The sequence below is a fragment of the Prevotella sp. ICM33 genome, from assembly GCF_000517825.1.
In the GTDB taxonomy this organism is placed as follows: domain Bacteria; phylum Bacteroidota; class Bacteroidia; order Bacteroidales; family Bacteroidaceae; genus Prevotella; species Prevotella melaninogenica.
Window position 1 is genome coordinate 17,293 of the sequence record NZ_JACD01000053.1, and the last position, 24,226, is coordinate 41,518.

Genomic DNA, 24,226 nt, shown 5'->3' on the forward strand with positions numbered 1-24,226 from the left:
CTTTTGACTTCTACTTTTAGCCCTCTTTCTAAATTATTTTCATGAAAATAAATATTTCTTGTCGTGAAAATAAATATTTCTTTTCATGAAAATAATTCTTTTTCTTCATGTAAATAATTAGCTTAGTCGGGTAGGGTAGTTATTTACTCATACTTTTTACTAACTTTGCAGTTCATCTCTTCGATTTCTATTTGCCGTTATTAGCCTCTTTATTTATGCTTTATAAGGTCGAAGTTTACCCTCATTTTCGCACTTGTTGTATAATTATAGTCTATTTACTATCAAATTATAGTCTATAAAAATAATCATCAATAGATTCTCTATCTATCCTCATCCCTCTTTTTATCTGCACTCCCCTCCCTTCGGAGGGGCAGGGGGAGACTTCTTCTTAATATTAAATTATAGTCTATAAAATGATGATTAATAAACTTTCCATCTATCCTCATCCCTCTTTTTATCTGCACTCCCCTCCCTTCGGAGGGGTAGGGGGAGGCCTCTTCTTTTTTAATGTGCTTCCAACCAGTTCTTGCCCCATCCGGCATCAGCTATCAATGGGACATTCAGTGGATAAGCGTTCTGCATCTCCTCGATAACAATGCTTTCCACCTGTTCACGCTCTTCAGGGAAGACGGAGAAGTTAAGTTCATCATGCACTTGGAGAATCATCTTTGAGCGAATACCTTCTTTCTTAAAGCGTTCCCAGATACGAACCATTGCCACCTTGATGATATCTGCCTCTGTTCCTTGTATTGGAGCATTGATGGCATTACGCTCAGCAAAACCGCGCACAGTGGCGTTACGACTATTGATATCAGCAAGATAGCGGCGACGATGGAAAAGTGTTTCAGCATAACCCTTGGCTCTTGCCACTTCTTTCGCATGTTCCATATAAGCTTGTACCTTTGGGAATGTGCGGAAATAGCCTTCTATCAGCTCTTTAGCTTCACCATTTGGAATGTCCATACGCTGGGCAAGTCCATAGGTCGTAATACCATATATAATACCGAAGTTGGCTTGTTTAGCTTTCTTTCGCTGTGCGTCAGTCACCTTATCTATATCTACATGCCATATCTTTGCAGCTGTTGCACGGTGGATATCATGACCCTCACGGAAAGCCTCCATCATATTCTCGTCTTCAGAAAGATGTGCCATAATACGCAACTCTATCTGACTATAATCTGCAGAAAAGAATAGACAGCCATCTTCTGGAATGAAACACTTACGTATCTCCTTACCATCATCCGTACGTACAGGAATATTCTGTAAGTTTGGATCACTCGAAGAGAGTCGTCCAGTAGCTGTAAGTGCCTGATTAAACGATGTGTGAATATGTCCAGTACGTGGATTAATCAGCTTTGGAAGGGCATCGATATAGGTGCTAAGAAGCTTCTTCATACCTCTGTAATTGAGGATGTTACGTACGATAGGATTCTTGCTTTCAAGGCTCTGCAGCACCTCTTCACTTGTAACATACTGTCCTGTCTTTGTCTTCTTAGGCTTATCCATAATTTGCAACTTGCCAAAGAGGATGTCACCGACTTGTTTTGGGCTTGAGATATTGAATTCTTCTCCTGCCTCTTTGTATATTTCCTGCTCGTATTGTTTCATACGTTCAGTGAATATCTTTGACGTATCTTGCAGTGCTTCAGTGTCTAAGCATACGCCATTTAGCTCCATATCAGCTAATACACGTACCAAAGGCATCTCTATATTCCAGAAGAGTTCTTCCACTCCAAGCTCCTTTAAACGTGGTTCAAGTACGTTTTTCAGACGCAAAGTGATGTCGGCATCCTCTGCAGCATACTCATAGATGTCAGTAGGGGAGAGGTCGCGCATATTCTTCTGCTTCTTTCCTTTCGGACCGAGTAGTTCTTCAATGTGAATGGTTTGATAGCCGAGTAGTGTCTCAGCCATGTAGTCCATATTATGATGTAGTTCTGGTTGGATGAGGTAGTGGGCTATCATCGTGTCGAACATCTTACCCTGTAGTGTCACTCCATATCTGGTTAACACTTCATAGTCATACTTAATGTTCTGTCCGATTTTCATTATTTTGTCGCTTTCATACAGCGGTTTGAATATCTGAACGATTTTTAACGCCTCTTCATAGTTGGCTGGTACGGCAACATAAAAAGCCTTCTTTTCTTCAACCGAGAAGCTCAAACCAACCAATTCAGCACTAATTGCATCCGTAGAAGTGGTTTCTGTGTCTATACTTACAAACTCTTTTGTAATAAAAAAGTCACAAAGCTGTCGTAATTCTTCCTCATTTTCAACGAGTTTGTATTCATGTGGGGTCGTTTTTATGCTCTCAAATTTCGCATTTTTCGGCTCATCTGACTCGTTGGTCGTGTTTTCTGCAAATAAATCAAGCTGATTATTGTCTGTTTTTGGCTTTGATTCACCTTTATTAAGAAACTTGTTAATAAGTGTCTTAAACTCTAATTCCTCAAATATCGCACGTAATTTTGTCTCATCAGGTTGCTCAACCTTGAGTTCATCCAAGTCAAGTTGCATTGGAACGTCTGTTCGGATCGTTGCGAGGAACTTTGACATTTTAATGTCCTCTACGGCATTCTCAACTTTCTCACGTAGTTTACCCTTAATCTCGTCAGTATGTTGAAGCATATTGTCAATGCTTCCAAACTGATTGATTAACTTGGCTGCGGTTTTCTCTCCAACACCAGGACAACCTGGAAAGTTATCTGCTGAGTCGCCCATCAATGCCAATAGGTCGATGACTTGGGCTGGGGTAGGGATGCCATACTTTTCTCCTACCTCCTTTTCTCCCAATATCTCGTAACCGCCACCATGGCGAGGACGATACATAAAGACGTTAGGACCAATGAGTTGACCATAGTCTTTATCAGGTGTAAGCATAAAAGTATCGATTCCATCGGCTCCAAAGCGGGTTGCTACAGTACCGATAATATCGTCTGCTTCGAAGCCATCTACCTGTAGAATAGGTATGCGCATTGCCTCAAGCACTTGCTTGATAAGTGGAACAGAAAGCTTGATATCTTCGGGTGTTTCCTCACGTTGCGCCTTGTATTCGTGGAAGGCGTCATGGCGGAAAGTCTTTCCATGATCGAAAGCTACACCAATATGTGTTGGCTTTTCCTTTGTAAGGACCTCGTTCAGGGTGTTGCAAAAGCCCATAACAGCAGATGTATTCAAGCCCTTAGAGTTGATACGTGGACTTTTGATAAATGCGTAGTATGAACGATAGATGAGCGCATAAGCGTCAATAAGGAAGAGTTTTGCCATAACTAATTATTCTATTTTTAGCTGTAAAATTACTAATTTTCTTCCATAATCTCCGATAAAATGAGTAAATTTGTATCAAATTTAAAGTCAAAAATGGATACTCTTTCACTCATAAAACAGCCGATTGAGACAGAATTAGGCGATTTCATCGACCTTTTTAATCATGCTCTCGACCACGAAGATGGCTTGTTGCGTACGGTTTTGAACCATATCAAGCAACGAGCAGGGAAGCGTATGCGTCCTATTCTCATCCTTCTGATGGCTAAGAACTTTGGTAAGGTTTCTGAAGCAACACAGCATGCGGCTGTGGGATTGGAGCTTTTACATACGGCTTCACTTGTTCATGACGATGTCGTTGATGAGGCGGCTGCTCGCAGAGGACAGGCGAGTGTGAATGCTGATTATGATAATAAGGTGGCTGTATTAGTGGGTGATTACGTGCTTTCAACTGCCTTACTTCATGTTAGTTACACGCACTCAGAGATTATTGTGCGCTATCTTGCAGAGTTAGGTCGTACGTTGAGTGATGGCGAAATCCTCCAATTGTGGAATATTCAGAATAAGGAAATCACCGAAGAGGTTTACTATAAAATTATTGAACGTAAGACAGCTGCGCTCTTTGAATCGTGTGCTGCTATTGGTGCTGAGTCGGCTAATGCAAGCGATGAGGAGGTTGAAGCAGCACGACTCTTTGGCAAACATCTCGGAATTGTCTTCCAGATTCGTGATGATATCTTCGATTATTATGACTCTGAGGCAGAAATTGGTAAGCCTACGGGTAATGATATGGCTGAAGGAAAGCTCACTTTACCAATTATTTATGCGTTGAATTCGACGAAAAATGAGGAGATGCTTGCCTTAGCTCATAAGGTGAAAGCACACGAGGTGACACGCGAAGATATCGATAAATTGGTAGAATTTGCTAAGGTAAGTGGCGGTATTGAATATGCTGAACGTCGTATGTGGGACTTTCATGCTGAAGCACAGACTTTCCTTGATAAGTATGTTAAGGATGATAGTATTCGTTCTTCTCTCCAGACTTACCTTGATTATGTAATTAAAAGGAAGAAGTAATTGCACTTGTTTAGTGCTAAAAAATCCCTTTTCATCGTGAGATTGATTAATTTTTGTGATGATAACGACAGTTTCTCTTTATGATGATGGTTTATCCATCACATAAGGAGAAACTCTTTTTATGTCTTTTATTGACTTATTCTTTATCAATGACATGCGTTGTTATGTTACATATTACTCATGTTAAGGCTTAGCACCAATCGTGCGGAGCGTCCGCACATATGGTGCGGATGCCCCGCACCATATGTGTTTATGGTGTTTTACTTCACAATAATACTACTTATAGGTTATCTTTTGCCCTTATAACGATGGCTTTTGACCATAAGTTGATTGATTTATAGATACCATGTAAATACTGTTTATCTTATTATTTTGGAGTACTTATAGTTTTATGCGACTACAAGAGATAATTTCCTGTGCTTATTTAGTTTATATTTGTGTGTTTTTCTTGCTGTTTACTGTGTTTCTGGAAGTTGTCTTTTCGTGCCTTTTTAATGAGGTGTTTCATAAATATAATCTATATAATATTTAAAAATAGACTATATTATTGGATTCATTTAAAATTGTTTTTTTTTTGATAGAACAATAAATGAGAGATGATTTCAAGTGTAGATACGAAAAAAGGGACATACAAAGTGTATGCCCCTTATAGGTTACTTTTGTTTTATTTTATCAGTTTCAGCGTTTTAATTTTTTGTTACTGATGACAGAAGAGTTTAGAAGAATTTTGTCTCTGTACCAATGATTTCACTTAACAAGAGGTTGGTAAGGCGGCTTGTACCCATGCGGAACCAGTAGTTTGTGAGCCATTTCTCGCCTAAGACCTCTTTAACAATGGTATAGTAGATTACTGCATCCATGACAGTATTGATGCCGCCAGCAGGCTTTAAACCAATCTGTATACCTGTCTTGTCATAGTACTCCTTGATAGCCTGACACATAACATATACAGACTCTGGTGTTGCGCTAATCTTCTCCTTACCTGTACTTGTCTTTATGTAGTCGGCTCCTGCGTACATAGAGAGCAGGGATGCAGTCTTGATAGCACTTGCATTGCCAAGATCGCCAGTCTCAAGAATCACCTTCATAGGAACGTCTCCACACACTTGTTTAAGTTCGTTGATGGTGTCACATACGCCTTCGTAATCGCCTGAAAGGAACTTACCTACAGGCATAACGATGTCAATATGAGTAGCTCCGTCCTTGATTGCAAGTGCTGTCTCGATGGTTTTCACCTCCAAGAAGGTCTGTGAAGAAGGGAAGTTGCCTGTTACATTTGTAATGTCAACACCGTCTACTTCAAGACTGTCTGCCATCAACTTTGTGAAGCATGGGTAAGCGCAGAGAGCTGCAACATGTGGTAAATCAGGATATTCAGAGTCAAAACGGTTTACTTTCTCAACCATTTCTAATACCTTTTCTTCTGTGTCTGTTGTACTAAGCGTAGTAAGCTCAACGCTGCCTAAGAGGAATTTCTTTACTTCAAGGTTGTCGTTCTCTGATACTTTTTCCGCAATAATCTTTGTCACGGCAGCCTTAACTTCCTCGTCGGTGATGTTGAGATTGTACTGTGATAAGGCTTGTTCGTACTCGCTTTTTTCGACGATTCCAACGGCTTTTTGTGCCTGGATGTCTTTTGAAACAGTGTCTTTAATTGTTCCCATGATTTGTTTTTATTATATTGTTTGTTTTTATTTCTTTGTAGAGTGAAGGTAGGGGAGGAGCATACTTTTATTTTATACCACTTCTGTTGACTATTTCTAAGTGTGGAGTATGGTCTTTTTCTGCTGTCATTTTACCCTCTATTTTCCTCCAAAATATCTCTTGTTTGAATATTATAGACTATTTTGTGACATTAAATAGTCTTATTTTAATTTAGGATTGTTCTTGTGTCTATCCTTGTCGCGCTTGGTTTTCTTGTCAAAACTCTTCTGTAGTTCATCTGTGAGATTGACGCCAGTTTGGTTGGCAAGGCAGAGTAGAACCCATAGGACATCAGCCATTTCTTCTCCTAAATTGGCTTTCTCACCCTCCTTAAAGCTCTGGTCTCCGTAGGTACGAGCCATTACACGAGCTAATTCTCCTACCTCTTCTGTGAGGCAAGCCATGTTGGTTAATTCGCTAAAATAGCGTACACCATTTTCTTTTATCCATTTGTCAATGGCTTGTTGTGCTTCTTCTATTGTCATTGTTTCCGTTTTCCTTATTTGATTGTTACATGTTAAACGTAGGTTATTTGCAGCTAAAAAGTCTATACATGGTTATAGGCTCTGATAGCTTTAATGATAAAATATCATCGATTTAATCGCTGTTTTTGGCTGTTTATCAGGTTTCTAAGTACTTTAAAAGTGTTCTGTAAGGATGATTGATATGAACGTTATGTCGTCTATTCCTTATTCTTTGTATCCATACAGATTGTTACTGGACCATCATTGAGGAGTTCTACTTTCATGTCTGCACCGAACTCTCCTGTGCCTACTGGTTTCCCAATAGCTTCGCTTATAGCGTCACAGAAACGATTATAGAGTGGAATAGAGAGCTCGTGTGGGGCTGCATGAATCCAGCTTGGACGGTTCCCTTTCTTATAGCTTGCCATCAGTGTAAACTGTGAAACAACGAGAATTTCGCCATTAATATCCATGATGCTGCGGTTCATTACGCCCATTTCATCGTCGAAAATACGCAAACCTATGATCTTTTTTACCAACCAGTTGATATCTTCTTCAGTATCGTCTTTACCAATACCTAATAGGATAAGGTATCCTGTACCAATAGAAGACTTTACTTGCTGATTGATAGTAACAGAGGCATGGCTAACACGTTGTATTACAATTCTCATATCGCAAATGTACAATATTTATTTTAATTAGTTACTGATTAGCGTGGAAATAATTATAGACAATAGTTGCTTTGCTTGCTCCTATTACTTCTGTAAGTTCTTGTAAATCAGCTTCTTTTATATGTTTTACAGTCTTTAGTTTCTTTAAAAGTGCATCCTTTGTCTTTGGTCCGATACCTTTTATGTCGTCTAACTCGCTGTGTAGCTGTGTTTTAGAACGTTTATCTCGATGGAAAGAGATGGCATAACGATGCACTTCGTCCTGTATTTGGGTAAGAACTTTGAAGAGTTCGCCCTTGATGTCGAGTGCTATTGTCTGCTGTGGGAAGCCGAAAAGAAGCTCGTTTGTGCGGTGACGATCGTCTTTGGCAAGTCCTGCAATTGGAATACTGAGGTGGAGTTCGTCTTCAACAACTTCTCTTACAACCTCCATTTGACCCTTTCCACCGTCGGTAATGATGAGATCGGGTAGGGGAGTTCCTTCTTCTTGCATACGGCTGTAACGTCGTCTTACCACCTCCTGCATGGATGCATAGTCATCGGGACCTACAACAGTCTTGATGTTGTATTTGCGATAATCCTTCTTAGATGGCTTCATTCCTTTATATACTATGCAGCCAGCAACAGCGTCAGAACCTGAGATATTTGAATTATCGAAGCACTCTATGTGGTAAGGAAGCTTCGATAACTTCAGCTTATCTTGGAGTTCTCGCATTAAACGTGTCTGTTTTTGTTCTGGATTTAGCTTTTCAGTCTGTTTTAATCGGTCGAACTTATACTGTTTAGCATTCATCTCAGAGAGTTCTAATAGATGATGTTTATCACCACGTTGTGGTATGAAGAATTCAGCACCCTTTACTTTAAAATCAAGTTCAAAAGGTACGATAATCTCTTTTGCGGTACTATTAAAGCGTTCACGTATCTCTGGAATGGCCTCATTTAGCAACTCTTCATCGGATTCATCGAGTTTTCTTTTGTATTCGTAAGTAAAGCTTTGATTGATTGCACCATTAGTTACATGGATATAGTTAATAAACGCATTCTTTCTTGTATCATCACTTACAATAGTGAAAACATCAACATCTGTAATCGTATGACTTACGATTTCGCTCTTTGCTGCGAAGTTATCGAGGGCTAAATAACGCTGTTTACATAATTCAGCTTCCTCAAATCGCAATTCCTCCGCATATTTATCCATTTCTTGTTTCAGAAGTTTCTGCACATCACGAGTGTTTCCTTTTAATACTTCACGTGCTTGTTTTATCGCTTCTTGATAATCTTCATAACTCTGTTTATTGATACATGGTGCTCCACAGTTATGTAAATGATACTCTAAGCAAGGCTTATATTTACCCTGTTCGATACCTTCTTTCGTAATAGGGAAGCGACAAGTGCGCGGTTTGTATACCTTCTTAATGATATCAAGAATTGCATACATACTTCCAATATGGCTATATGGACCATAAAAAGTACCATAACGTTTATTGATAGTACGTGTTTTGAATATACGTGGGAAATACTCATTCGTTACGCAAATACTTGGGTAAGTCTTACCATCTTTCAGCAATACGTTGTATTTAGGCTTGTATTGCTTGATAAGTTGATTTTCTATAAGAAGTGCATCTTCTTCTGTTTTGACCACAGAATATGAAATGTCATGAATCTTAGAAACCAACACCTTCGTTTTAAAACGGTCAACCTCTTTATGGAAATAGGAAGACACACGTCTTTTAAGGTTCTTCGCCTTGCCAACATAGATGATTGTTTTCTCATTATCATAGAACTGATATGTGCCTGGTTTCTCAGGCATATTGAGAACAATGTTCTTAAGATATGCAGTTCGCTTCAAGTTATCTTCTTTATTCATTTTGCGTAACTCCTTTGTATAAAGGGCTTTTAAAGCGTTTTGTTTCACGTGGAACACGAACCGTGCTTTACGTTGGCACATATGGTGCTTCACGTTGACACATATGGTGCTAAGGCTTGGCACGATAGTTAGTGACCAAATCTTGGTATCGTAGTGACGGTTTACAAGCCTCGATGATGTACTTTTAAAGAAAAGAGGAGCGACCCTTTGTTTGGGTTACTCCTCTTCTTTTTATTTTCATTTCGTTTCCTCTTTTCCATATAAAAAAGGTGGGGAGGAAAGATTTTTGTCACAGTCTTGCTGGTTAGAATTGGAGTAAAGAAGTAATTTCAATGTCCTTATCGAACTGGTCACGACTGTTAGGAAATTCCGAATGGAGTTCGATAATGAAGTTGCAATACACCTTTTTAGGATTAAACTTCTTAACAAGGTCACATGCAGCCTTCATCGTTCCGCCAGTTGCAAGGAGGTCATCATGGAGCAAAACAACGTCATTCTCATTGATAGCATCCTTATGAATCTCGATTGTGTCTACACCATATTCCTTCTGATAACTTTCCTGAATGGTCTCGCAAGGAAGCTTACCAGGTTTGCGGCAAAGTACGATACCAGCACCCAAACGGGTGGCAACGGCAGAAGACATGACGAAGCCACGACTCTCGATACCCACAATCTTGGTTACACCCTTACCTTTGTAGAGATCAACCATCTCATCAGTAATTTCCTGAAGAGCTTCAGGTGACTTGAATAGGGTAGTCACATCACGGAAGTTAACACCCTTAATAGGCCAATCCGGGATACATCTCAGGTTGTCTAATAATAGTTTTTTATTCATTTTCAGTTTGTTATATAGTTTTGTTTTATGCTATTGTTTCACGTGAAACAGGCGTTTTTTAACCTTTAGGAGTGTTCCTTTTATCCACGTGTTAGGACTTATTTGTCCAAAGAAAGTTATCTTCCCATGAGGACAAGCAGTACATTAATGTCGCTTGGACTCACTCCAGGAATACGACTTGCTTGTGCGAGCGTCTCCGGTTGAATCTGTTCTAACTTCTGTCGGCACTCTGTAGAGAGGTCGTGTAGTTCACTATACTTGAAGTGTCCTTTGATTTTAATGTCTTCAAGACGTCGCATTTTCTCAGCAAATACACGCTCACGATCGATATAGCCTTTGTACTTTAGCTTGATTTCAGCAGCCTCAGCAATCTCTTCTTTACGGTTCGGCGAAGCCTCGATAGCCTCTTTAAGGCTTGGAATTACAGCCGAAAGGTTCTCAAAGTTGACCTGTGGACGTGCAACAAGGTCTACTATCTTCGTTGCTCCCTTGATAGGAGAAGTACCCAAATGCTCCAAGAAACCGTTTACAACATCAGGCTTAACAGAAGTGTTGTTACAGAAATCAAGAATCCGATTGATATGCTCCTTCTTTTGCATCCACCAGTCATAACGGTCCTGTTTAGCTATACCTATGTTATAAGCACGCTCCGTCAGTCGAGCATCTGCATCATCTTGGCGTAAGAGAATACGGTATTCTGCACGCGAAGTAAACATACGGTAAGGTTCATCAACGCCCTTTGTAGTAAGGTCATCAATCAACACACCGATATAACTCTCGTCTCTATTCATTACGAAAGGATCCTTACCCGCGCAGAGTAGGGCGGCATTGATACCCGCCACTAAGCCTTGTCCGCCAGCTTCCTCGTATCCTGTCGTACCGTTCACCTGCCCAGCAAAGAACAAACCTTCGATTACTTTCGACTCCAAAGACTGTTTTAGCTGTGTTGGATCAAAGTAATCATACTCGATAGCATAGCCAGGACGATAGATTTTAGCGTCACGCAGGGCAGGAATCTTATGTATAGCATCCAACTGTACCTCCCAAGGCATACTTGAAGAAAAGCCATTCAGATACATCTCATTCGTGTCAACGCCCTCTGGTTCGAGGAAGAGAGGATGGCTATTCTTGTCAGGGAAGGTGACGAGTTTCGTCTCAATCGAAGGACAATAGCGTGGTCCTGTACTCTGAATCTGCCCATTAAATAGGGGAGAGTCAGCCACTCCACGTCTCAAAACCTCATGTGCTTCCTCATTCGTGTTACACGTCCAGCAAGGCAACTGTGGTAGATGACGATGCGGACCATAAAAAGAGAACTGATGATAGTCGGTCTCTCCCGGTTGTGGTTCCATCTCATCAAAGTGTACCGAACGGCGGTCAATGCGCACAGGGGTACCCGTCTTCATGCGATCAGCACGAATCCCATGGCGCGTAATGCTCTCTGTAAAGTTGTGAACAGCAGGCTCTGCACATCGTCCACCCTCCACCTTTCGCTTACCGATATGCATCAGTCCGTTGAGGAAGGTTCCCGCAGTGATAATCACTGTACGTGCATAGATATCAATACCCCATATCGTTTTGATACCCAACACCTTACCATTCTCTACCAATAGCTCGTCGGCTTGGTCCTGAAAGATGTCGAGATTGTCCGTATGGTCGAGTATTGTGCGCCATTCCCAGATAAATTTACCACGGTCACACTGTGCTCGAGGACTCCAAACGGCAGGTCCCTTTGATCGGTTCAGCATACGAAACTGAATCGCTGTAGCATCGGTTACCAGTCCCATATAGCCTCCGAGAGCGTCTATCTCTCTGACTATCTGACCTTTGGCTATACCTCCGACGGCAGGATTACAGCTCATCTGACCGATTTTATTCATATCCATTGTTACCAAACAAGTGTTCGCACCCAAGTTGGCAGCTGCTGTAGCAGCCTCACAACCAGCGTGTCCACCACCGATAACAAGTACATCATACTTGAATTTCATCGTCTTTTTACAAAAGTATAGGGGCATAATACCCCTAATTTATACCGACACAAAATTAAGAAATAAAATCGAATTATACCTATATAATAGAAAGAAAAGTTCCTCTCTTAATTTCCTTTTTCTCTTAGTTTAGTAGCCAAGTGATGCCCAACCCAATGTTACTATATCGTGAGAATTCGTTGAAAGAAATGTCGTAGTAAGTGTTTAGGTGCAGCCGTGGTGAAACCTTATAATCCATTCCGACTTCACTCATAAAGTTGAAGTGGCTGTCATGTCCTGGTTTTGCCCAGTCGTCCTGTCGCTTTGAGTTGTATCGGTTATAGCTTTCTACGAAGAAGCTCCACTTGTCAGTAGGCTGATAAGTGAGGTTAGCACCAAAGAAAAGGTCAGGACTTTCTGTATCTCCATCCCATTCACCTCCCAAGTCATAACCCAATGTAAACTTACTACTCAATTCGTTTTCGAATAAGAGGTGAGCTTGAATACCTACATGTTTGGGAAGGTAGTGTGCATTACTACCACCAGGAATGAGTATTGTACCCATAAAGGAAACCTTTGGAAACACCTTTCCACCCTCATAAACCTTGATTTTCGTACCAATAGCGGCATTAGCAATACCCCCAAAAATCCCTTCAGGTGTATGGGTTATACATTATCAATCTGTAGTCTTACCTCCGCTTGTGGAGTCAGTCCAAGACGAAACAAAGATGTGTTGATAGTGAAAGTACGTGCGTGTCCACCGTTTCTTCTGTCCCATTCAAGTACGATACCAGTTTCCCAATCAATCTTTCCTGGTTTCATGATCCCGACACCAGTCGTAGCACCAGGGGCATCTGGAGAGAAATCTTCAGTGTCTTGTGCCATTGAATGTGCAGAGATGAACGTAAGGAGAGATAAACATGAAGTTCTTTTTAAACCACTTCTAAGATAGGCTATCATAGTCTTCTTTCTTTCTAATAATGTTGTTGTTTGTTTTAATGTGGATTACAGTCCCCTATCCGTAATATTATCTTTTTACGCTTATCTTCAAATAGGGGAATGTTATATCAGCTACAAAGATACGCATTAATCGTTTGAAAATGCGTATTTTATGGTTAAAGTCTTCCTTATCTGCGAAAACCAATGGCGTTTTGCTATCTTTTTTACGACTGATAGCTACTCATTCCACCCCTTTCTATAGTCGTACTGATACTCCGCACATGATGTGCTAACGCTCCGCACATATTGTGCTAACGCCTCGCACGTGTGGTGCGGAGGCTCCACACCCTATAAAGAGAGGCTCGTGTCGATGGATGAAATTCAACTTGTAAAAAGCAGTTGATGCTTCATAGTTATACAAGTTTGCTTTCTTTGTTTATAAAGATAATATGTACCTTTGCATGTTCGGAGATAATAATCAACATATGAAGCTAAATAATACGATAGAAGTAGGAAACGAAGAACGTACAGCCTTAGGCATTCTGCTCACGATAAGTTTTTGTCACCTGTTAGATGACACAATGCATTCGATGCTCCCAGCAATTTACCCGATGTTGAAAGATGAGTTTGGATTATCCTTCTTTCAAGTTGGAATCATAACACTGGTACTACAGCTAACCTCTTCCATCATCCAACCTTTTGTAGGACTCTATGCCGATAAGCATCATGGTTGGTGGCAATTGCCTGTGAGTATGGTGTTCACGCTTATAGGAATCTTTATGCTTTCGTATGCCGATAGTTTCCTCGTCATCTTATTATCTGTATCGTTGTTCGGCTTAGGCTCTTCTATATTCCATCCGCAAGGTTCGCAAGTGGCACAGCAAGCCTCTGGTGGACGCAATGGTTTAGCACAGAGTATTTTCCAGGTAGGAGGCAATGGTGGCTTTGCAGCAGGACCATTGTTTGCAGCCCTGATAGTGATACCAGTCGGCTTGAGTGGTGTACGCTGGTTTGCGTTTATAGCCCTTCTTTTAGCCGTTATACTGATTTATATAGGAAAATGGCATGTAAAACAATTAAAGGTCGTTCGTAAACGCAGTAGGGCACGATGGACAACAGCAAAGGCATATACGCGTAATCAGATTTATGGTTTTGTGTTTATCCTCTTCGTATTGATGTTCTCCAAGAACTTTTATACAGAGAGTATGGTTAGCTATTTCACCTTCTTTCTGATAGAGAAGTTCGGGGTATCTATTCAAACATCCCAACTCTGCCTGTTTGTTTTCTTAGCAGCAGAAGTTGTCGGAACCCTTCTTGGAGGCTGGATAGGCGACCGCTATGGGCGTAAATACGTGATATGGTTCTCTATCTTTGGGGCAGCGCCATTCACAATCATGCTCCCTTATGTGGGTAGTCTTGCTGGAACAATCATTTTATCAGCTATCATTGGACTCATTATAGCATCAGCCTTTTCAGCAATATTGGTTTATGCAACCGACCTCATGCCCAATCATATCGGTACGATAGCCGGTATCTTCTATGGACTTTCATTTGGTCTTGGTGGTCTTGGCAGTACCTTCTTTGGTTGGTTAGCCGATCAAACGAGTATTCTCTTTGTCTTTAAAGTAAGTACATTACTCCCTTTGTTAGGTATTATAGCCGTCTATTTGCCAAAGATGAAGCGTGAGTAAGCCGCATCTTTGATTAGCCTTCGCTTTTTATAAATTCACTTTATCAACAATGTGAGGGCTATCTTAGGCAATGAAAAAGGCAAAGAATAGTTTGAAAATACGATAGTTAGAGAATCATCCTTTAGCTAAAGAAATCCCTATTCTTTGCTTTTTGCTATCAGTTAATAGATGAAATTCATTTTAATTCCTTATCTTTGCAAGTAGAATCCCTTTTCCTTAGAAAGGGAAGCAATCATATTACTATTTAATCCTCGGCTTGTTTAATACGAAAGTATATGGGCAGGGCGGATACCAAATATTAAAAACCTACATGAAACAAAAGAAACTTTTAGTGACCTTCGCTTTGGGCATGTGTGCCCTTACGGCAGCCCATGCACAGGATAATGACTTCGATTTAGGCAGTCAGCGTTCGGAAGTGCAGTTAGTTAATCCTGTTCCTGGTAAGAAGATTGACCATCAGGGACTCGTTATTAATCCTACACCACGTTACGTGAAACTGACAGGTGAGGGAACAGTAGACATCAGTGGTGGTGTTAAACTTGACCAACCGCAGCCTGCTCGTAAGCAGAGTTGGGACTATTGGACTGACCTTAACTTCCTTTCTCGTGCTGACAAGGGTCTTCCAATGAAGATACAATTAGTAAAGATACCAGTGGTTCTGGATAAGATCGGTCAGAGTGATGCTACTACTGACGGTGCCTACACACTGAAAATTACTAAGAAGGGAATCACACTTCTGGCTTCTAATGACTTAGGAGTATTCTATGGCATACAGACTTTGCGCCAAATTATGGAGAACCCATCCGTAGAAGGCGGTAAGAAACTACCTTGTTTGGAAATCGGCGATGCACCAGTATTTGCCTATCGTGGTGTTGTTGAGGGTTTCTATGGTACACCATGGTCACACGCTGTACGCCTTTCATTGATTGACTTCTACGGTAAGTACAAGATGAATACTTATATCTATGGACCAAAGGACGACCCTTATCACAGTTCTCCTAACTGGCGTCTGCCTTATCCAGAGAATGAGATGAAGGACATCAAGGAACTTGTTGCAGCCTGCAAGAAGAACCGTGTAGACTTCGTTTGGGCTATTCATCCAGGTAAGGATATCAAGTGGAACGAGGAAGACTATCAGAATCTTATGCACAAACTTGACCTCATGTATCAAGCTGGTGTTAAGTCATTTGCTATCTTCTTTGATGATATCTCAGGCGAGGGAACCAACCCTAACCGACAAGTTGAGTTGTTGAATCGTTTGACAAAGGAGTTTGTAAAGGCAAAGGGCGACGTTGCTCCGCTGATTATTTGTCCTACAGACTATTCTAAGTTATGGGCAAAGGCAGACGAGAACGGACCATTGAGCATCTATGGTAAGACCCTCGACCCATCTGTACGTGTGTTCTGGACAGGCGATGTTGTTTGTAGCGATGTGACAAAGAGTACACTCGATTGGGTGGATAGTCGCATCAAGCGTCCTGCTTTCTTCTGGTGGAACTATGCCGTAACAGACTATGTTCGCAACCTTGTATTGCAGGGTCCTGTTTATGGTTTAGATACATCACTCACCGATAAAGATATGTGTGGACTCGTCAGCAACCCTATGGAGCATGGAGAAGCATCAAAACTCTCTCTCTACAGTGTAGCTGATTATACATGGAATCCATCTGATTATAACCCAATCGACAGTTGGGAGCGTGGCTTGGAAGTGATGATGCCACGTGCAAAGGATGCTTACCGCACCTTTGCTATCCATTCTGCCGATACGGAGACAGGCTATCGTCGTGACGAATCTTGGGAAACAGAGACCTTCCGTTTGGCTGAATATACAAAGGAGAAGCGTGATAAACTCTATCAGGAGTTCGAACGTGTGGCTAAAGCACCTGCTGAGATTGAGGCTGGTTGCACTGATAATCTCTTGATGAAGGAGCTAAAGCCTTGGCTGACTGAGTTTGCTAAGTTAGGCGAACGTGGTAAGAGCGCTATCGAATTGATGGACCTCTATCGTAGTGGTGATAACTTGAAGTTCTGGAGTAAGTATGTTAAGAGCCGTATGTCTGCGGAAGATAAGAAAGCTTACGAGGCTCATAAGTCGGGAACTATGAAGTTGCAGCCATTCTACGACTTCGCTATGGACGACCTTGGTGATGCCTTCTATGAGAAGCTTTCAGGTGAAAAGGCATTCACACTACGTGGTATCGGTTCTTATAAGAATCTTAAGACTACCCAAGCTGGTTTGATGTTCGATGGCGATAGCATAACACATTACACCTCTGGTGAGGCACAGAAGGCTGGTGACTGGATGGGTGTAGCCCTCCCTGAACCAATGGCAGTACGTGAGGTGCATATCCTTCAGGGGCGTAACTCTACTGATGATTGCGACTTCTATGACCATGCAGCACTTGAGTATTCTGTTGACGGCAAGACATGGAATACCATGTTGGGCGATATGAAGAACCAATATGATATCCTTTGGCAGGGCGATCCAGTGCAAGCACGTTATATTCGCTTGCGTCGGATTGACTCAGACCGTAAGAACTGGGCTTCTATTCGTTCGTTCGTAGTGGTACCTGCTGGTACAGCTTCGCTTGAATTTGAGAATTCTAAGGCTGGAGCAAGCGATGTTCTTCTTGCGTTCGATCATCAGCCTGGTACATCTTTCAAGAATACGGGTGCTGTTTCGTTCGAGGTACCAAGTGGTATGACTTCTTACACCTTCATGCTTTCATTGCCAGAGGGTGGTTCTGTGCGTATTTGTCAGTATGATAAGCGTAACAAATTGAAGGCTGAATTCACTTCTAATGAGCCTTTCTTCACTGTTGATGTGGCAAAGAAAGTAACGCGTATGGAGTTGATTGGTAAGGCAGAAGTGTTCGAGATTATCCCAAAGAAGTAAGACATTGGTTGACGAGTTGACGAGTCTACAAGTAGACAAGTTGCTTGTTGAAAGACAACAAATAAATAGCAATAAGGACAGGCGATGGCGTCTGTCCCTATTGTTTGTGATATGGTTGAGTGAATGATAAACTGAGAAATAAGACGATTAAGACTGAATTCATTTCTTTACGTTAAAGGTTAACACTGAACCTTTCTTCAAGATAACCCTTCGATTGGAATTGTCACTAAACAATGGAATGTCTTTGGTGCAAGTCAACGTTAGGATTTCTCCGGTCTTAGTCTTCTTATATTGATGCCTTAAGTTTTTGATATGCGAATCACAGGCACCATCATATTCGTTTATATGATAATCTTCTTTATTGATAGTCAGATATAATACGTCAGCATAAGCATAGGTACTGTATTGTACGCTTACGCCGTTAAAATGAGCGTTGTAAACCTTGTAGGATTTGTCGCACACATCATCTTCGTCAGGTTCAATAGTGAAGTGTGATTTTGAGGCTTTCCCCTTGACGACTATTGTCTTACCCACAACGATATGCAGGTCAGCATAAGCGTTCATAGGTAGACGCTTTTTGGTTCCACATTTGTTAAACATTGAATTCAAAAAAGCTGGTTTGCTCTTGTAATCCAGATTGTTATCTTGTGCGTTGGTAGCTATGCAGGACAATACAAGTAATAAGCTTAAAATAATCTTTTTCATTGCTTAATTCTTTAATATTGATACATTCATTCATTAGAATTCTGTGAATGTTTGAATTCAATAAATGTTTTTCGCTGTTTTTGTTATAGTTTTTATTAAATAATATTCATATTGTTGCAAATGTAGATAATTGGTTTTAAATTATCAAGCATTCGATAGATTTTATGTAGGTTGTTTATGTTTTTGGTGTTTTCTAACAATAAGTTACCTCTATTTCGGTAATATGCTTTAAGCTGTTTTGCCCTCCGCACCATTGGTGCTTACCAATCGCACGGCATGTGCTGGGCAACAACACATCGGCTCGGGACGGGAAGAAGGGGTCTTAATGACAAATAGTAATACGTTAATTTCTTATCCTCTTATGCAAGACACGACTTTTAAGTCTCATATGTTTGAAAGCTTTTTGATTCTTTATTGGGTCATATAAAATCGTTTTCATAGGTGACGTTCGTAAATCATTATATCTGTTCTTCTGAACAGGAAAAGGCTAACGCCCAATGGCTGGAATATTATACTGAGAGAAGGTTTCAAGAATCGTTAGATAATCTTATACGCAGAGATGTATATATAGGTCAATGGGAGTAAATCAAGAAAATACGAGATTATATAAGGCAAAATTTAATAAATAAAATATTTTTTAATAATAAAAGAATGAAATATCATAGTAAATAACTATATTTGCAGTTGTGTACTTTTGTTTGACAACGTACAGAATTAGATATTTTCTGTGATGCTATGTTGAAAGCTAAACTGAGTATCAATGCTCTTGAACCTCAGAAATCACTTTACGACCTTGTTGTCATTGAGTCAGCAGGTATTGAGGTGAATTTCGCAAGGGAACTGGAAAAAGAATCCGTCATGGTTGTTTCTACAAAACTCTCTGACGGTTTCTATAGCAATTCCCCTGTTTGTCATTACAATCCGAACTGAGTTATTACATTCTACACTGATTTGAGAAACGTCATAATAATATAATATTTTTTATGCCAGGATCAAATATACTATCATTAAAATCAATGTTGCATTCTACGCTTAACACGCAGTTGGCAGCAAGAGGAACATTTGTTGGTATCGATTTCGGTACTTCAACAACGGTTGTTTCCATTGCCACAAAGGAGAATGGCGAAGAAAAGATAAGGACACTTCCAATTAAGCTCACGCAAATTTTGGAAGATGGTACCATTTATCAAAGCGAAAAACTTCCTAGTGTAATCGCTTGGTATAATGGAAAATTACTCGTTGGTGAGGGTGCTTCTAACCTTAAATACACTCTTACTAAAGGTAAGAATATATGGTTCTCGTTTAAGATGGAAATTGGAGAAGACCTCGGCGCTAAATACTATAATAGCGAGGTTAGTACAATGGAAGGAATTAAAATAAGGAACCCGAAGGATTGTGTCAGAGTTTTCTTTATGTATTTGAATATTCTTATAAAGAAATATTGCAAAGAGAATGGACTGTCAGATAATATTCTTTATGCAGTGAGTATTCCTGCTTCGTTTGAGGCAAATCAGCGAAAGGATCTTATAGATGCATTGGAATCAAACGGAATGAATATCTCTAAGCAATCGCTTATAGATGAACCTAATGCTGCATTCATAAGTTATATTCATGACAGCGAAGATTCTGAAAAGCCATTGCTCATTTCTCCACATTACAATTCCAAGGTTCTTGTTTTTGACTTTGGTGGAGGTACATGCGATATTTCTATTCTTGAAATTGGAAAATCAGCAAATGGCTTATACTCAAAGAACGTTGCAATCTCCAAGTTTACTAAACTTGGCGGTGATGACATTGATCGCTACATCACCTACAAGTATATAATGCCACGATTCTTTGAAGCGAACAATGTCTCTGAGGATGACTTCAGAACGAAAGAACGACAGTATATTGCTATGCAGCTTTATAAAGTTTCGGAGCGTCTAAAGATCCTTTTGTGTAAGAAAATTTCCAATCAAATGTATAAGTTGGAAATTCCTGACTATGTAAAATCAAGTTCTGATAAAGAAACTATCACAATTCATGTTTCTGTAGAAACCAAGAAAGGAATTCTTTCTCAGTCAGAGTTCTACCTTTCTATAAAAGAATTGGTCAAGGTAATGTCTGTATTCATGAAGTCTTCGCGTATACCGACATCTATAAAAGGACAAGAAGAATATAACAATATCTTTGCACCCATTGAAAGTGCAATCAAAAAAGCAAATGTACGTAAATTTGAGATTGATTACGTATTGCTTATAGGTGGAAGTGCGCAAAATCCTTTTATACAAGAAACTTTGAAGAACCATTTTGATGATTCTGAAATCCTTGTTCCTCAGGATCTTCAAACTCATGTATCCAAAGGTGCAGCAATACACTCGCTTTTGTTGAATGGCATGAACAGATGTATTATCCAACCTATTACAAGTGAACCTATATTTGTAATCACAAAGGATGCAACAAACAAGGTTTTGATTCCTGCTGGTACAACAATACCATGCAATACTGTTGTAATTAATGATTTGATGCCTATAAAAGACCATCAGGAAGTGATAGAATTGCCCATATGTGTAGGCAGCATAAACAAGATGCTTTTCAATCTTAAAATTACACATGATGGTGGATTCCTTACAACAGCCCAAGTAACGCTTGCTTTGGAAATCACAGCTGATAAATTGTTACTTGCAAAAGCGCAATGCATGGGAGTAAGCTGTATGGTTGAACCTCAGAATCCATTTGCAAACAAAGAACTTTCAACAGAAGAACGTATTGTACTCCGTGCTGAAAGAGAAGCAAATATCGCTACAGAAAGAAACGGAGGTATACCTACAAAGAATTGCTTGATTACTCTGAGAAAGGCCTACGCGGATGCTGGAAATGATTTTAAAGCTGCTGAGACTCTCGAACAGCAGAATGAATTATACCCTAATCCTGAAGACTACAATCTCATTGGTGTTTATTATAATAACTCTGGAAACATTGACAAAGCAATTGAGTTCTATGAGAAAGCATTAGAGCATAATCCAAACAACCTCTATGCTAATTTCAATTTGGGACATACTTTGTTCAATCGAGATTCCCTAAAATCGCGTCAATACTTGAACAAGGCCTATGAGCTTGATCCAAAACATCCTTGCACTAATATTGTGCTCGGAAGGCTAGATAAAATAGAAGGTAATGAAGCTACGGCAAGAGCAAAATTTCAAGTAGCTTATGACGTATATGTACAACGTTGGAAATCAAACTCGTTACATAGTTCTGATTATGGGTGGTTTGCGTCAGCAGCTGAAGAACTTGGCAAAAGAGATAAAGCCTACGAAATCAGAAGTGCTAAACCGCAGATTGAACAAATAAACTATTACGACGAGGAAAATTTGACTCAAATAAGAACAAAGTCTTTAACAAAAAAATAAACCATAAAAATTATTAAATTATGGCATGGTTAGTTCCTGAAAATATGCTGGATGATCAGCAACGTGATTTTGTCGAAAATGTTGACATTGAACAGCGTAACGTCTGGATTAAGGGGTTCCCTGGTTCAGGTAAGTCTGTATTATTAGCTTACACAATGAAGCGAATCAAGAGAAAAGACTCTAGTGCAAAAGTGGCGGTTATTGTCTTCACACACTCATTGATAGCCATGTTCAAAGCGGCATTTGCTGAAATGGGTGTGTCTGCCAATATTATGACGTACTATGAGTTTATGAATGGCTCATCAAACTATGACTATGTGCTTAGTGATGAGGTACAGGATATGACAGGTAGAGTTTTATCAACAATGAATAGTAGGGCAAAACATGTCATAGTTGCTGGCGACGAAAACCAATCTATTTATGAAAGGGACCCAAAATACAGAGAGGTTACCGTTTCACCTACGCAGATTACTTCGCTCCTAAACTGTCGTGAGTTTGAACTTGGAATTATCCATCGCCTATCTAGTTCTATTATAGCAGCTGTTGAAAAGTTCATACCTAATATGAATATATTCACCGCACGCCGCGATATGACTAAGCGAACTACTCAAATCCGCTTGTGCTCTGCAAATTCTCCAGAACAAGAAACCAAGTATATTATGAAGGAAGCACAAAGGGCTGTTAATATTGGAGATACTGTAGCTATTCTAATTCCTTCTCAGCAAAAGATTTTAGAATTCTTCCAAATGGTCCTTACAATGTTAGGTAAGAACCAATGGTCTGTGCAGCTAAACAAATGGGGCAAAGTTGATTACAATAAACTCAATTCTTATCTTAGAGCTAACGGCATTAAACTTCAATATGTAGGAAATGGCTACGGTTCTTTTACCGAGGATGGCGGAATAATTTGCGTTATGACTTATCATAGTTCAAAGGGATTGGATTTTGATAATGTATTCCTTCCTGGACTAAGTCAATCTTTATACATCAATAGCAGTGAAGGGCTAAGTCGCACACTATTTATGGTAGCTATGACCAGAAGCCGAAATAACCTCTACCTAACGTATAGCGGTTCACATTCTACATATCTCAGCAACTTTGCTGGTGACTGTAGCCGTATTAATGTTAGCGATGTTTTAAGCGGACAAACAACAATATCTGGTGGTGAAAATATCTTTGGTATTTAATTATGAGAAATTATCTAGTATTAATACGAAGAGCCGATTTTATCGACTTCTTCAAATTCGGTTTTTTTTATTTGAACTCCGAAAAGGTAGTTGAGTTTGATTGCTCTATTTCTGAGCTTCCAAAGAGAGACGATATTTACGACGCTCTTTTTGCTAGAATAAATTCGTTTGAGAGTTCATTTGCATACCTGATTATCAATTTTACAAAGGCAAATGATACAGATGATCTTTCCGTCGTGACCATTACGGAAATGAAGCATATTTTCCCATTAGACCTTGAGGCTAAAAGAGAATATGAATCATCATTTGATGAACACATAAAAATTGACAATCCTATTTGGCCTGATACTATCAGCCTTATCAAGAAGAAGCAGCTATTTCAAAACTCAATGCAGGGTGTAAGAAATATTTTCAACATCTTCAAGTTGGACGGTATAGAAAAATGTAAGAAACTTATATCTGAAGACATGGTAGAAGACATGCTTTCTAATGTATATGATGAAATTCGTCCCTCTGGAGATATTTCCCTGTGGGTATATCTTATGAGATACGAAAGACATTCTTTCTATCCCAAAGAGTCACTTGGATACTTTATGGACATCGTACATATAATCGTCAACTTCATGTCAAAGAAAGAAGTTGAAGATTATAAAGTAGAATCTACAGACATATATAAAATCCTTGCCACATATGAGGGCCAAGGGTATAAGTCTAATGATATTTTACATCTATTGAAACGGAATGAAAAGGCATCTGGTTTCCTCTCTAAGATTGCTTCATTTGTTCCCGATGTGGATTTTATTCTCATTGCTGTAAATTATCTCAAATTAAGAGATCTTTACAAGGACGAATTTACATATGATGATAAATTTATTTCGACTTGCAAAGCCTCTTTTGGAGAAAGTTTTACTATTGCTTCATACATGATAGGTATTGCACTTGGTCACGATAAGACATACGCTTGTTTTTACGAATCGTTGCCTCTTGCTATTTATAAATCTAAAGAGGAAATGGCGGCCATTCTTCTCCGTAAGCAAGAAGAGCGTGAAAGAGCAAAGTTTGAAATGGAATGCATTGAGCGTGAACGCGATAGAGAGCGTGAGTTTGAAGAAAAGCGCAGAAAAGGAGGTAAAAAGAAGGGTAAAAAGGATATAGAAAACAGCCCTTTTGCTCAATCTGGCTACAGTCAGGGAAGAGGTGGTTATCCTACTTGGGGACGGCAGTCAGAAGAATCATTTCCACCATGTCAGGAAGATGACCCAAGTTATATCCCTTCTACAACGGATAGAGGATACGAATATGAAACATCAAGATTCAAAACAAATAAAGGCGTTTTACAAGTTGATACTTCTAATGAAACTGGTAACCTCTTTGGAAAGGAAGAATTTCTGGAAAAGGATATTCAAGCGAGAAAGCTCATTTCATTCCCTTTGAAATTGCAGAAATATACAAAGTTTGGCAAGCCCTCTAAAGCAAAGAATTCAGAGAAGGTTGTCTATACTAAAGAGGAATATCAAGACTTCTTAAACTCTCACCCCGAAGAAAAGTGGGAACCTAAAAAATAATA

At 39.8% G+C, this 24,226-nt stretch carries 18 protein-coding genes; 7 read left to right on the top strand and 11 right to left on the bottom strand.

Translation table 11 applies throughout. The annotated features are described in order from the left end of the window. Nucleotides 1-320: 320 nt before the first annotated feature. Both HMPREF1505_RS13145 and polA read right to left on the bottom strand, forming a co-directional pair. Nucleotides 321-542 carry a hypothetical protein gene (locus HMPREF1505_RS13145; protein WP_155948919.1) on the bottom strand — a complete coding sequence of 74 codons (222 nt, stop codon included), beginning with the start codon at nucleotides 540-542 and terminating at the stop codon, nucleotides 321-323. Next, a complete protein-coding gene (gene polA, locus HMPREF1505_RS06125; protein WP_036923741.1) occupies nucleotides 505-3,267 on the bottom strand; it encodes a DNA polymerase I in 2,763 nt (920 codons plus the stop codon). Before polA ends, HMPREF1505_RS13145 begins: the two co-directional genes overlap by 38 nt. A 93-nt stretch (nucleotides 3,268-3,360) precedes the next feature. On the opposite strand from polA, the gene HMPREF1505_RS06130 reads away from it, so the two are divergent. Next, nucleotides 3,361-4,341: a polyprenyl synthetase family protein gene (locus HMPREF1505_RS06130; protein ID WP_036923742.1), complete on the top strand. Its 981-nt coding sequence runs from the start codon at nucleotides 3,361-3,363 to the stop codon at nucleotides 4,339-4,341. A gap of 716 nt (nucleotides 4,342-5,057) precedes the next feature. Here the strand turns inward: HMPREF1505_RS06130 and deoC are convergent. The 8 genes from deoC to HMPREF1505_RS13500 form a co-directional block, all read right to left on the bottom strand. Then, nucleotides 5,058-6,005: a deoxyribose-phosphate aldolase gene (deoC, locus tag HMPREF1505_RS06135; RefSeq protein ID WP_036923743.1), complete on the bottom strand. Its 948-nt coding sequence runs from the start codon at nucleotides 6,003-6,005 to the stop codon at nucleotides 5,058-5,060. A 201-nt stretch (nucleotides 6,006-6,206) separates the two neighbouring features. After that, nucleotides 6,207-6,530: a nucleotide pyrophosphohydrolase gene (locus HMPREF1505_RS06140; RefSeq protein ID WP_036923744.1), complete on the bottom strand. Its 324-nt coding sequence runs from the start codon at nucleotides 6,528-6,530 to the stop codon at nucleotides 6,207-6,209. Between the two features lie 197 nt (nucleotides 6,531-6,727). Next, nucleotides 6,728-7,180: a D-aminoacyl-tRNA deacylase gene (gene dtd, locus HMPREF1505_RS06145; protein ID WP_036923745.1), complete on the bottom strand. Its 453-nt coding sequence runs from the start codon at nucleotides 7,178-7,180 to the stop codon at nucleotides 6,728-6,730. Nucleotides 7,181-7,211: 31 nt separating this feature from the next. Beyond that, nucleotides 7,212-9,047, bottom strand: a complete 1,836-nt coding sequence (uvrC, locus tag HMPREF1505_RS06150) for an excinuclease ABC subunit UvrC (RefSeq protein WP_036923746.1) — start codon at nucleotides 9,045-9,047, stop codon at nucleotides 7,212-7,214. Between the two features lie 304 nt (nucleotides 9,048-9,351). Then, nucleotides 9,352-9,882, bottom strand: a complete 531-nt coding sequence (locus HMPREF1505_RS06155) for an adenine phosphoribosyltransferase (protein WP_013264907.1) — start codon at nucleotides 9,880-9,882, stop codon at nucleotides 9,352-9,354. A gap of 116 nt (nucleotides 9,883-9,998) precedes the next feature. Beyond that, nucleotides 9,999-11,870 (bottom strand): tRNA uridine-5-carboxymethylaminomethyl(34) synthesis enzyme MnmG, encoded by a 1,872-nt coding sequence (gene mnmG / locus HMPREF1505_RS06160; RefSeq protein ID WP_036923747.1) that lies wholly within the window; start codon nucleotides 11,868-11,870, stop codon nucleotides 9,999-10,001. A gap of 124 nt (nucleotides 11,871-11,994) precedes the next feature. Further along, nucleotides 11,995-12,435 (bottom strand): transporter, encoded by a 441-nt coding sequence (locus tag HMPREF1505_RS13495; RefSeq protein ID WP_231480358.1) that lies wholly within the window; start codon nucleotides 12,433-12,435, stop codon nucleotides 11,995-11,997. 80 nt (nucleotides 12,436-12,515) lie between these two features. Next, nucleotides 12,516-12,809, bottom strand: a complete 294-nt coding sequence (locus HMPREF1505_RS13500; protein ID WP_231480359.1) for a hypothetical protein — start codon at nucleotides 12,807-12,809, stop codon at nucleotides 12,516-12,518. A gap of 440 nt (nucleotides 12,810-13,249) precedes the next feature. On the opposite strand from HMPREF1505_RS13500, the gene HMPREF1505_RS06170 reads away from it, so the two are divergent. Continuing rightward, a complete protein-coding gene (locus HMPREF1505_RS06170) occupies nucleotides 13,250-14,479 on the top strand; it encodes an MFS transporter (protein WP_155948920.1) in 1,230 nt (409 codons plus the stop codon). A gap of 310 nt (nucleotides 14,480-14,789) precedes the next feature. After that, on the top strand, nucleotides 14,790-17,375 hold the full coding sequence (locus tag HMPREF1505_RS06175) for a beta-N-acetylglucosaminidase domain-containing protein (RefSeq protein WP_036923748.1): 2,586 nt from the start codon (nucleotides 14,790-14,792) through the stop codon (nucleotides 17,373-17,375). Nucleotides 17,376-17,534: 159 nt separating this feature from the next. Here the strand turns inward: HMPREF1505_RS06175 and HMPREF1505_RS06180 are convergent, their stop codons facing one another. Next, nucleotides 17,535-18,080 (bottom strand): hypothetical protein, encoded by a 546-nt coding sequence (locus tag HMPREF1505_RS06180; RefSeq protein ID WP_231480360.1) that lies wholly within the window; start codon nucleotides 18,078-18,080, stop codon nucleotides 17,535-17,537. Between the two features lie 735 nt (nucleotides 18,081-18,815). On the opposite strand from HMPREF1505_RS06180, the gene HMPREF1505_RS06185 reads away from it, so the two are divergent. From HMPREF1505_RS06185 to HMPREF1505_RS06200, 4 genes are read left to right on the top strand one after another with little or no spacing between them, the layout of a single operon-like run. Then, nucleotides 18,816-19,010, top strand: coding sequence for a hypothetical protein (locus tag HMPREF1505_RS06185; protein WP_036923749.1), 195 nt, complete (start codon nucleotides 18,816-18,818; stop codon nucleotides 19,008-19,010). Nucleotides 19,011-19,063: 53 nt separating this feature from the next. Then, nucleotides 19,064-21,472 carry an Hsp70 family protein gene (locus HMPREF1505_RS06190; RefSeq protein WP_036923750.1) on the top strand — a complete coding sequence of 803 codons (2,409 nt, stop codon included), beginning with the start codon at nucleotides 19,064-19,066 and terminating at the stop codon, nucleotides 21,470-21,472. 20 nt (nucleotides 21,473-21,492) lie between these two features. Next, the gene (locus HMPREF1505_RS06195) at nucleotides 21,493-22,659 is read left to right on the top strand and encodes a 3'-5' exonuclease (RefSeq protein ID WP_036923751.1); all 1,167 of its coding nucleotides are present in this window, start codon (nucleotides 21,493-21,495) and stop codon (nucleotides 22,657-22,659) included. 2 nt (nucleotides 22,660-22,661) lie between these two features. After that, a complete protein-coding gene (locus HMPREF1505_RS06200; protein ID WP_036923752.1) occupies nucleotides 22,662-24,224 on the top strand; it encodes a hypothetical protein in 1,563 nt (520 codons plus the stop codon). The last annotated feature ends 2 nt before the right edge of the window (nucleotides 24,225-24,226 follow it).

What these genes read in the sequence shown, in the direction of transcription:
- mnmG (WP_036923747.1), bottom strand. Translation starts at nt 11,870, where the DNA reads ATGAAATTCAAGTATGATGTACTTGTTATCGGTGGTGGACACGCTGGT.
- HMPREF1505_RS13500 (WP_231480359.1), bottom strand. Translation starts at nt 12,809, where the DNA reads ATGATAGCCTATCTTAGAAGTGGTTTAAAAAGAACTTCATGTTTATCT.
- dtd (WP_036923745.1), bottom strand. Translation starts at nt 7,180, where the DNA reads ATGAGAATTGTAATACAACGTGTTAGCCATGCCTCTGTTACTATCAAT.
- polA (WP_036923741.1), bottom strand. Translation starts at nt 3,267, where the DNA reads ATGGCAAAACTCTTCCTTATTGACGCTTATGCGCTCATCTATCGTTCA.
- HMPREF1505_RS13145 (WP_155948919.1), bottom strand. Translation starts at nt 542, where the DNA reads ATGCCGGATGGGGCAAGAACTGGTTGGAAGCACATTAAAAAAGAAGAG.
- HMPREF1505_RS06190 (WP_036923750.1), top strand. Translation starts at nt 19,064, where the DNA reads ATGCCAGGATCAAATATACTATCATTAAAATCAATGTTGCATTCTACG.
- HMPREF1505_RS06195 (WP_036923751.1), top strand. Translation starts at nt 21,493, where the DNA reads ATGGCATGGTTAGTTCCTGAAAATATGCTGGATGATCAGCAACGTGAT.
- HMPREF1505_RS06200 (WP_036923752.1), top strand. Translation starts at nt 22,662, where the DNA reads ATGAGAAATTATCTAGTATTAATACGAAGAGCCGATTTTATCGACTTC.
- HMPREF1505_RS06185 (WP_036923749.1), top strand. Translation starts at nt 18,816, where the DNA reads ATGTTGAAAGCTAAACTGAGTATCAATGCTCTTGAACCTCAGAAATCA.
- uvrC (WP_036923746.1), bottom strand. Translation starts at nt 9,047, where the DNA reads ATGAATAAAGAAGATAACTTGAAGCGAACTGCATATCTTAAGAACATT.
- HMPREF1505_RS06170 (WP_155948920.1), top strand. Translation starts at nt 13,250, where the DNA reads ATGTTCGGAGATAATAATCAACATATGAAGCTAAATAATACGATAGAA.
- HMPREF1505_RS06175 (WP_036923748.1), top strand. Translation starts at nt 14,790, where the DNA reads ATGAAACAAAAGAAACTTTTAGTGACCTTCGCTTTGGGCATGTGTGCC.
- HMPREF1505_RS06180 (WP_231480360.1), bottom strand. Translation starts at nt 18,080, where the DNA reads ATGAAAAAGATTATTTTAAGCTTATTACTTGTATTGTCCTGCATAGCT.
- HMPREF1505_RS06155 (WP_013264907.1), bottom strand. Translation starts at nt 9,882, where the DNA reads ATGAATAAAAAACTATTATTAGACAACCTGAGATGTATCCCGGATTGG.
- HMPREF1505_RS06130 (WP_036923742.1), top strand. Translation starts at nt 3,361, where the DNA reads ATGGATACTCTTTCACTCATAAAACAGCCGATTGAGACAGAATTAGGC.
- deoC (WP_036923743.1), bottom strand. Translation starts at nt 6,005, where the DNA reads ATGGGAACAATTAAAGACACTGTTTCAAAAGACATCCAGGCACAAAAA.
- HMPREF1505_RS06140 (WP_036923744.1), bottom strand. Translation starts at nt 6,530, where the DNA reads ATGACAATAGAAGAAGCACAACAAGCCATTGACAAATGGATAAAAGAA.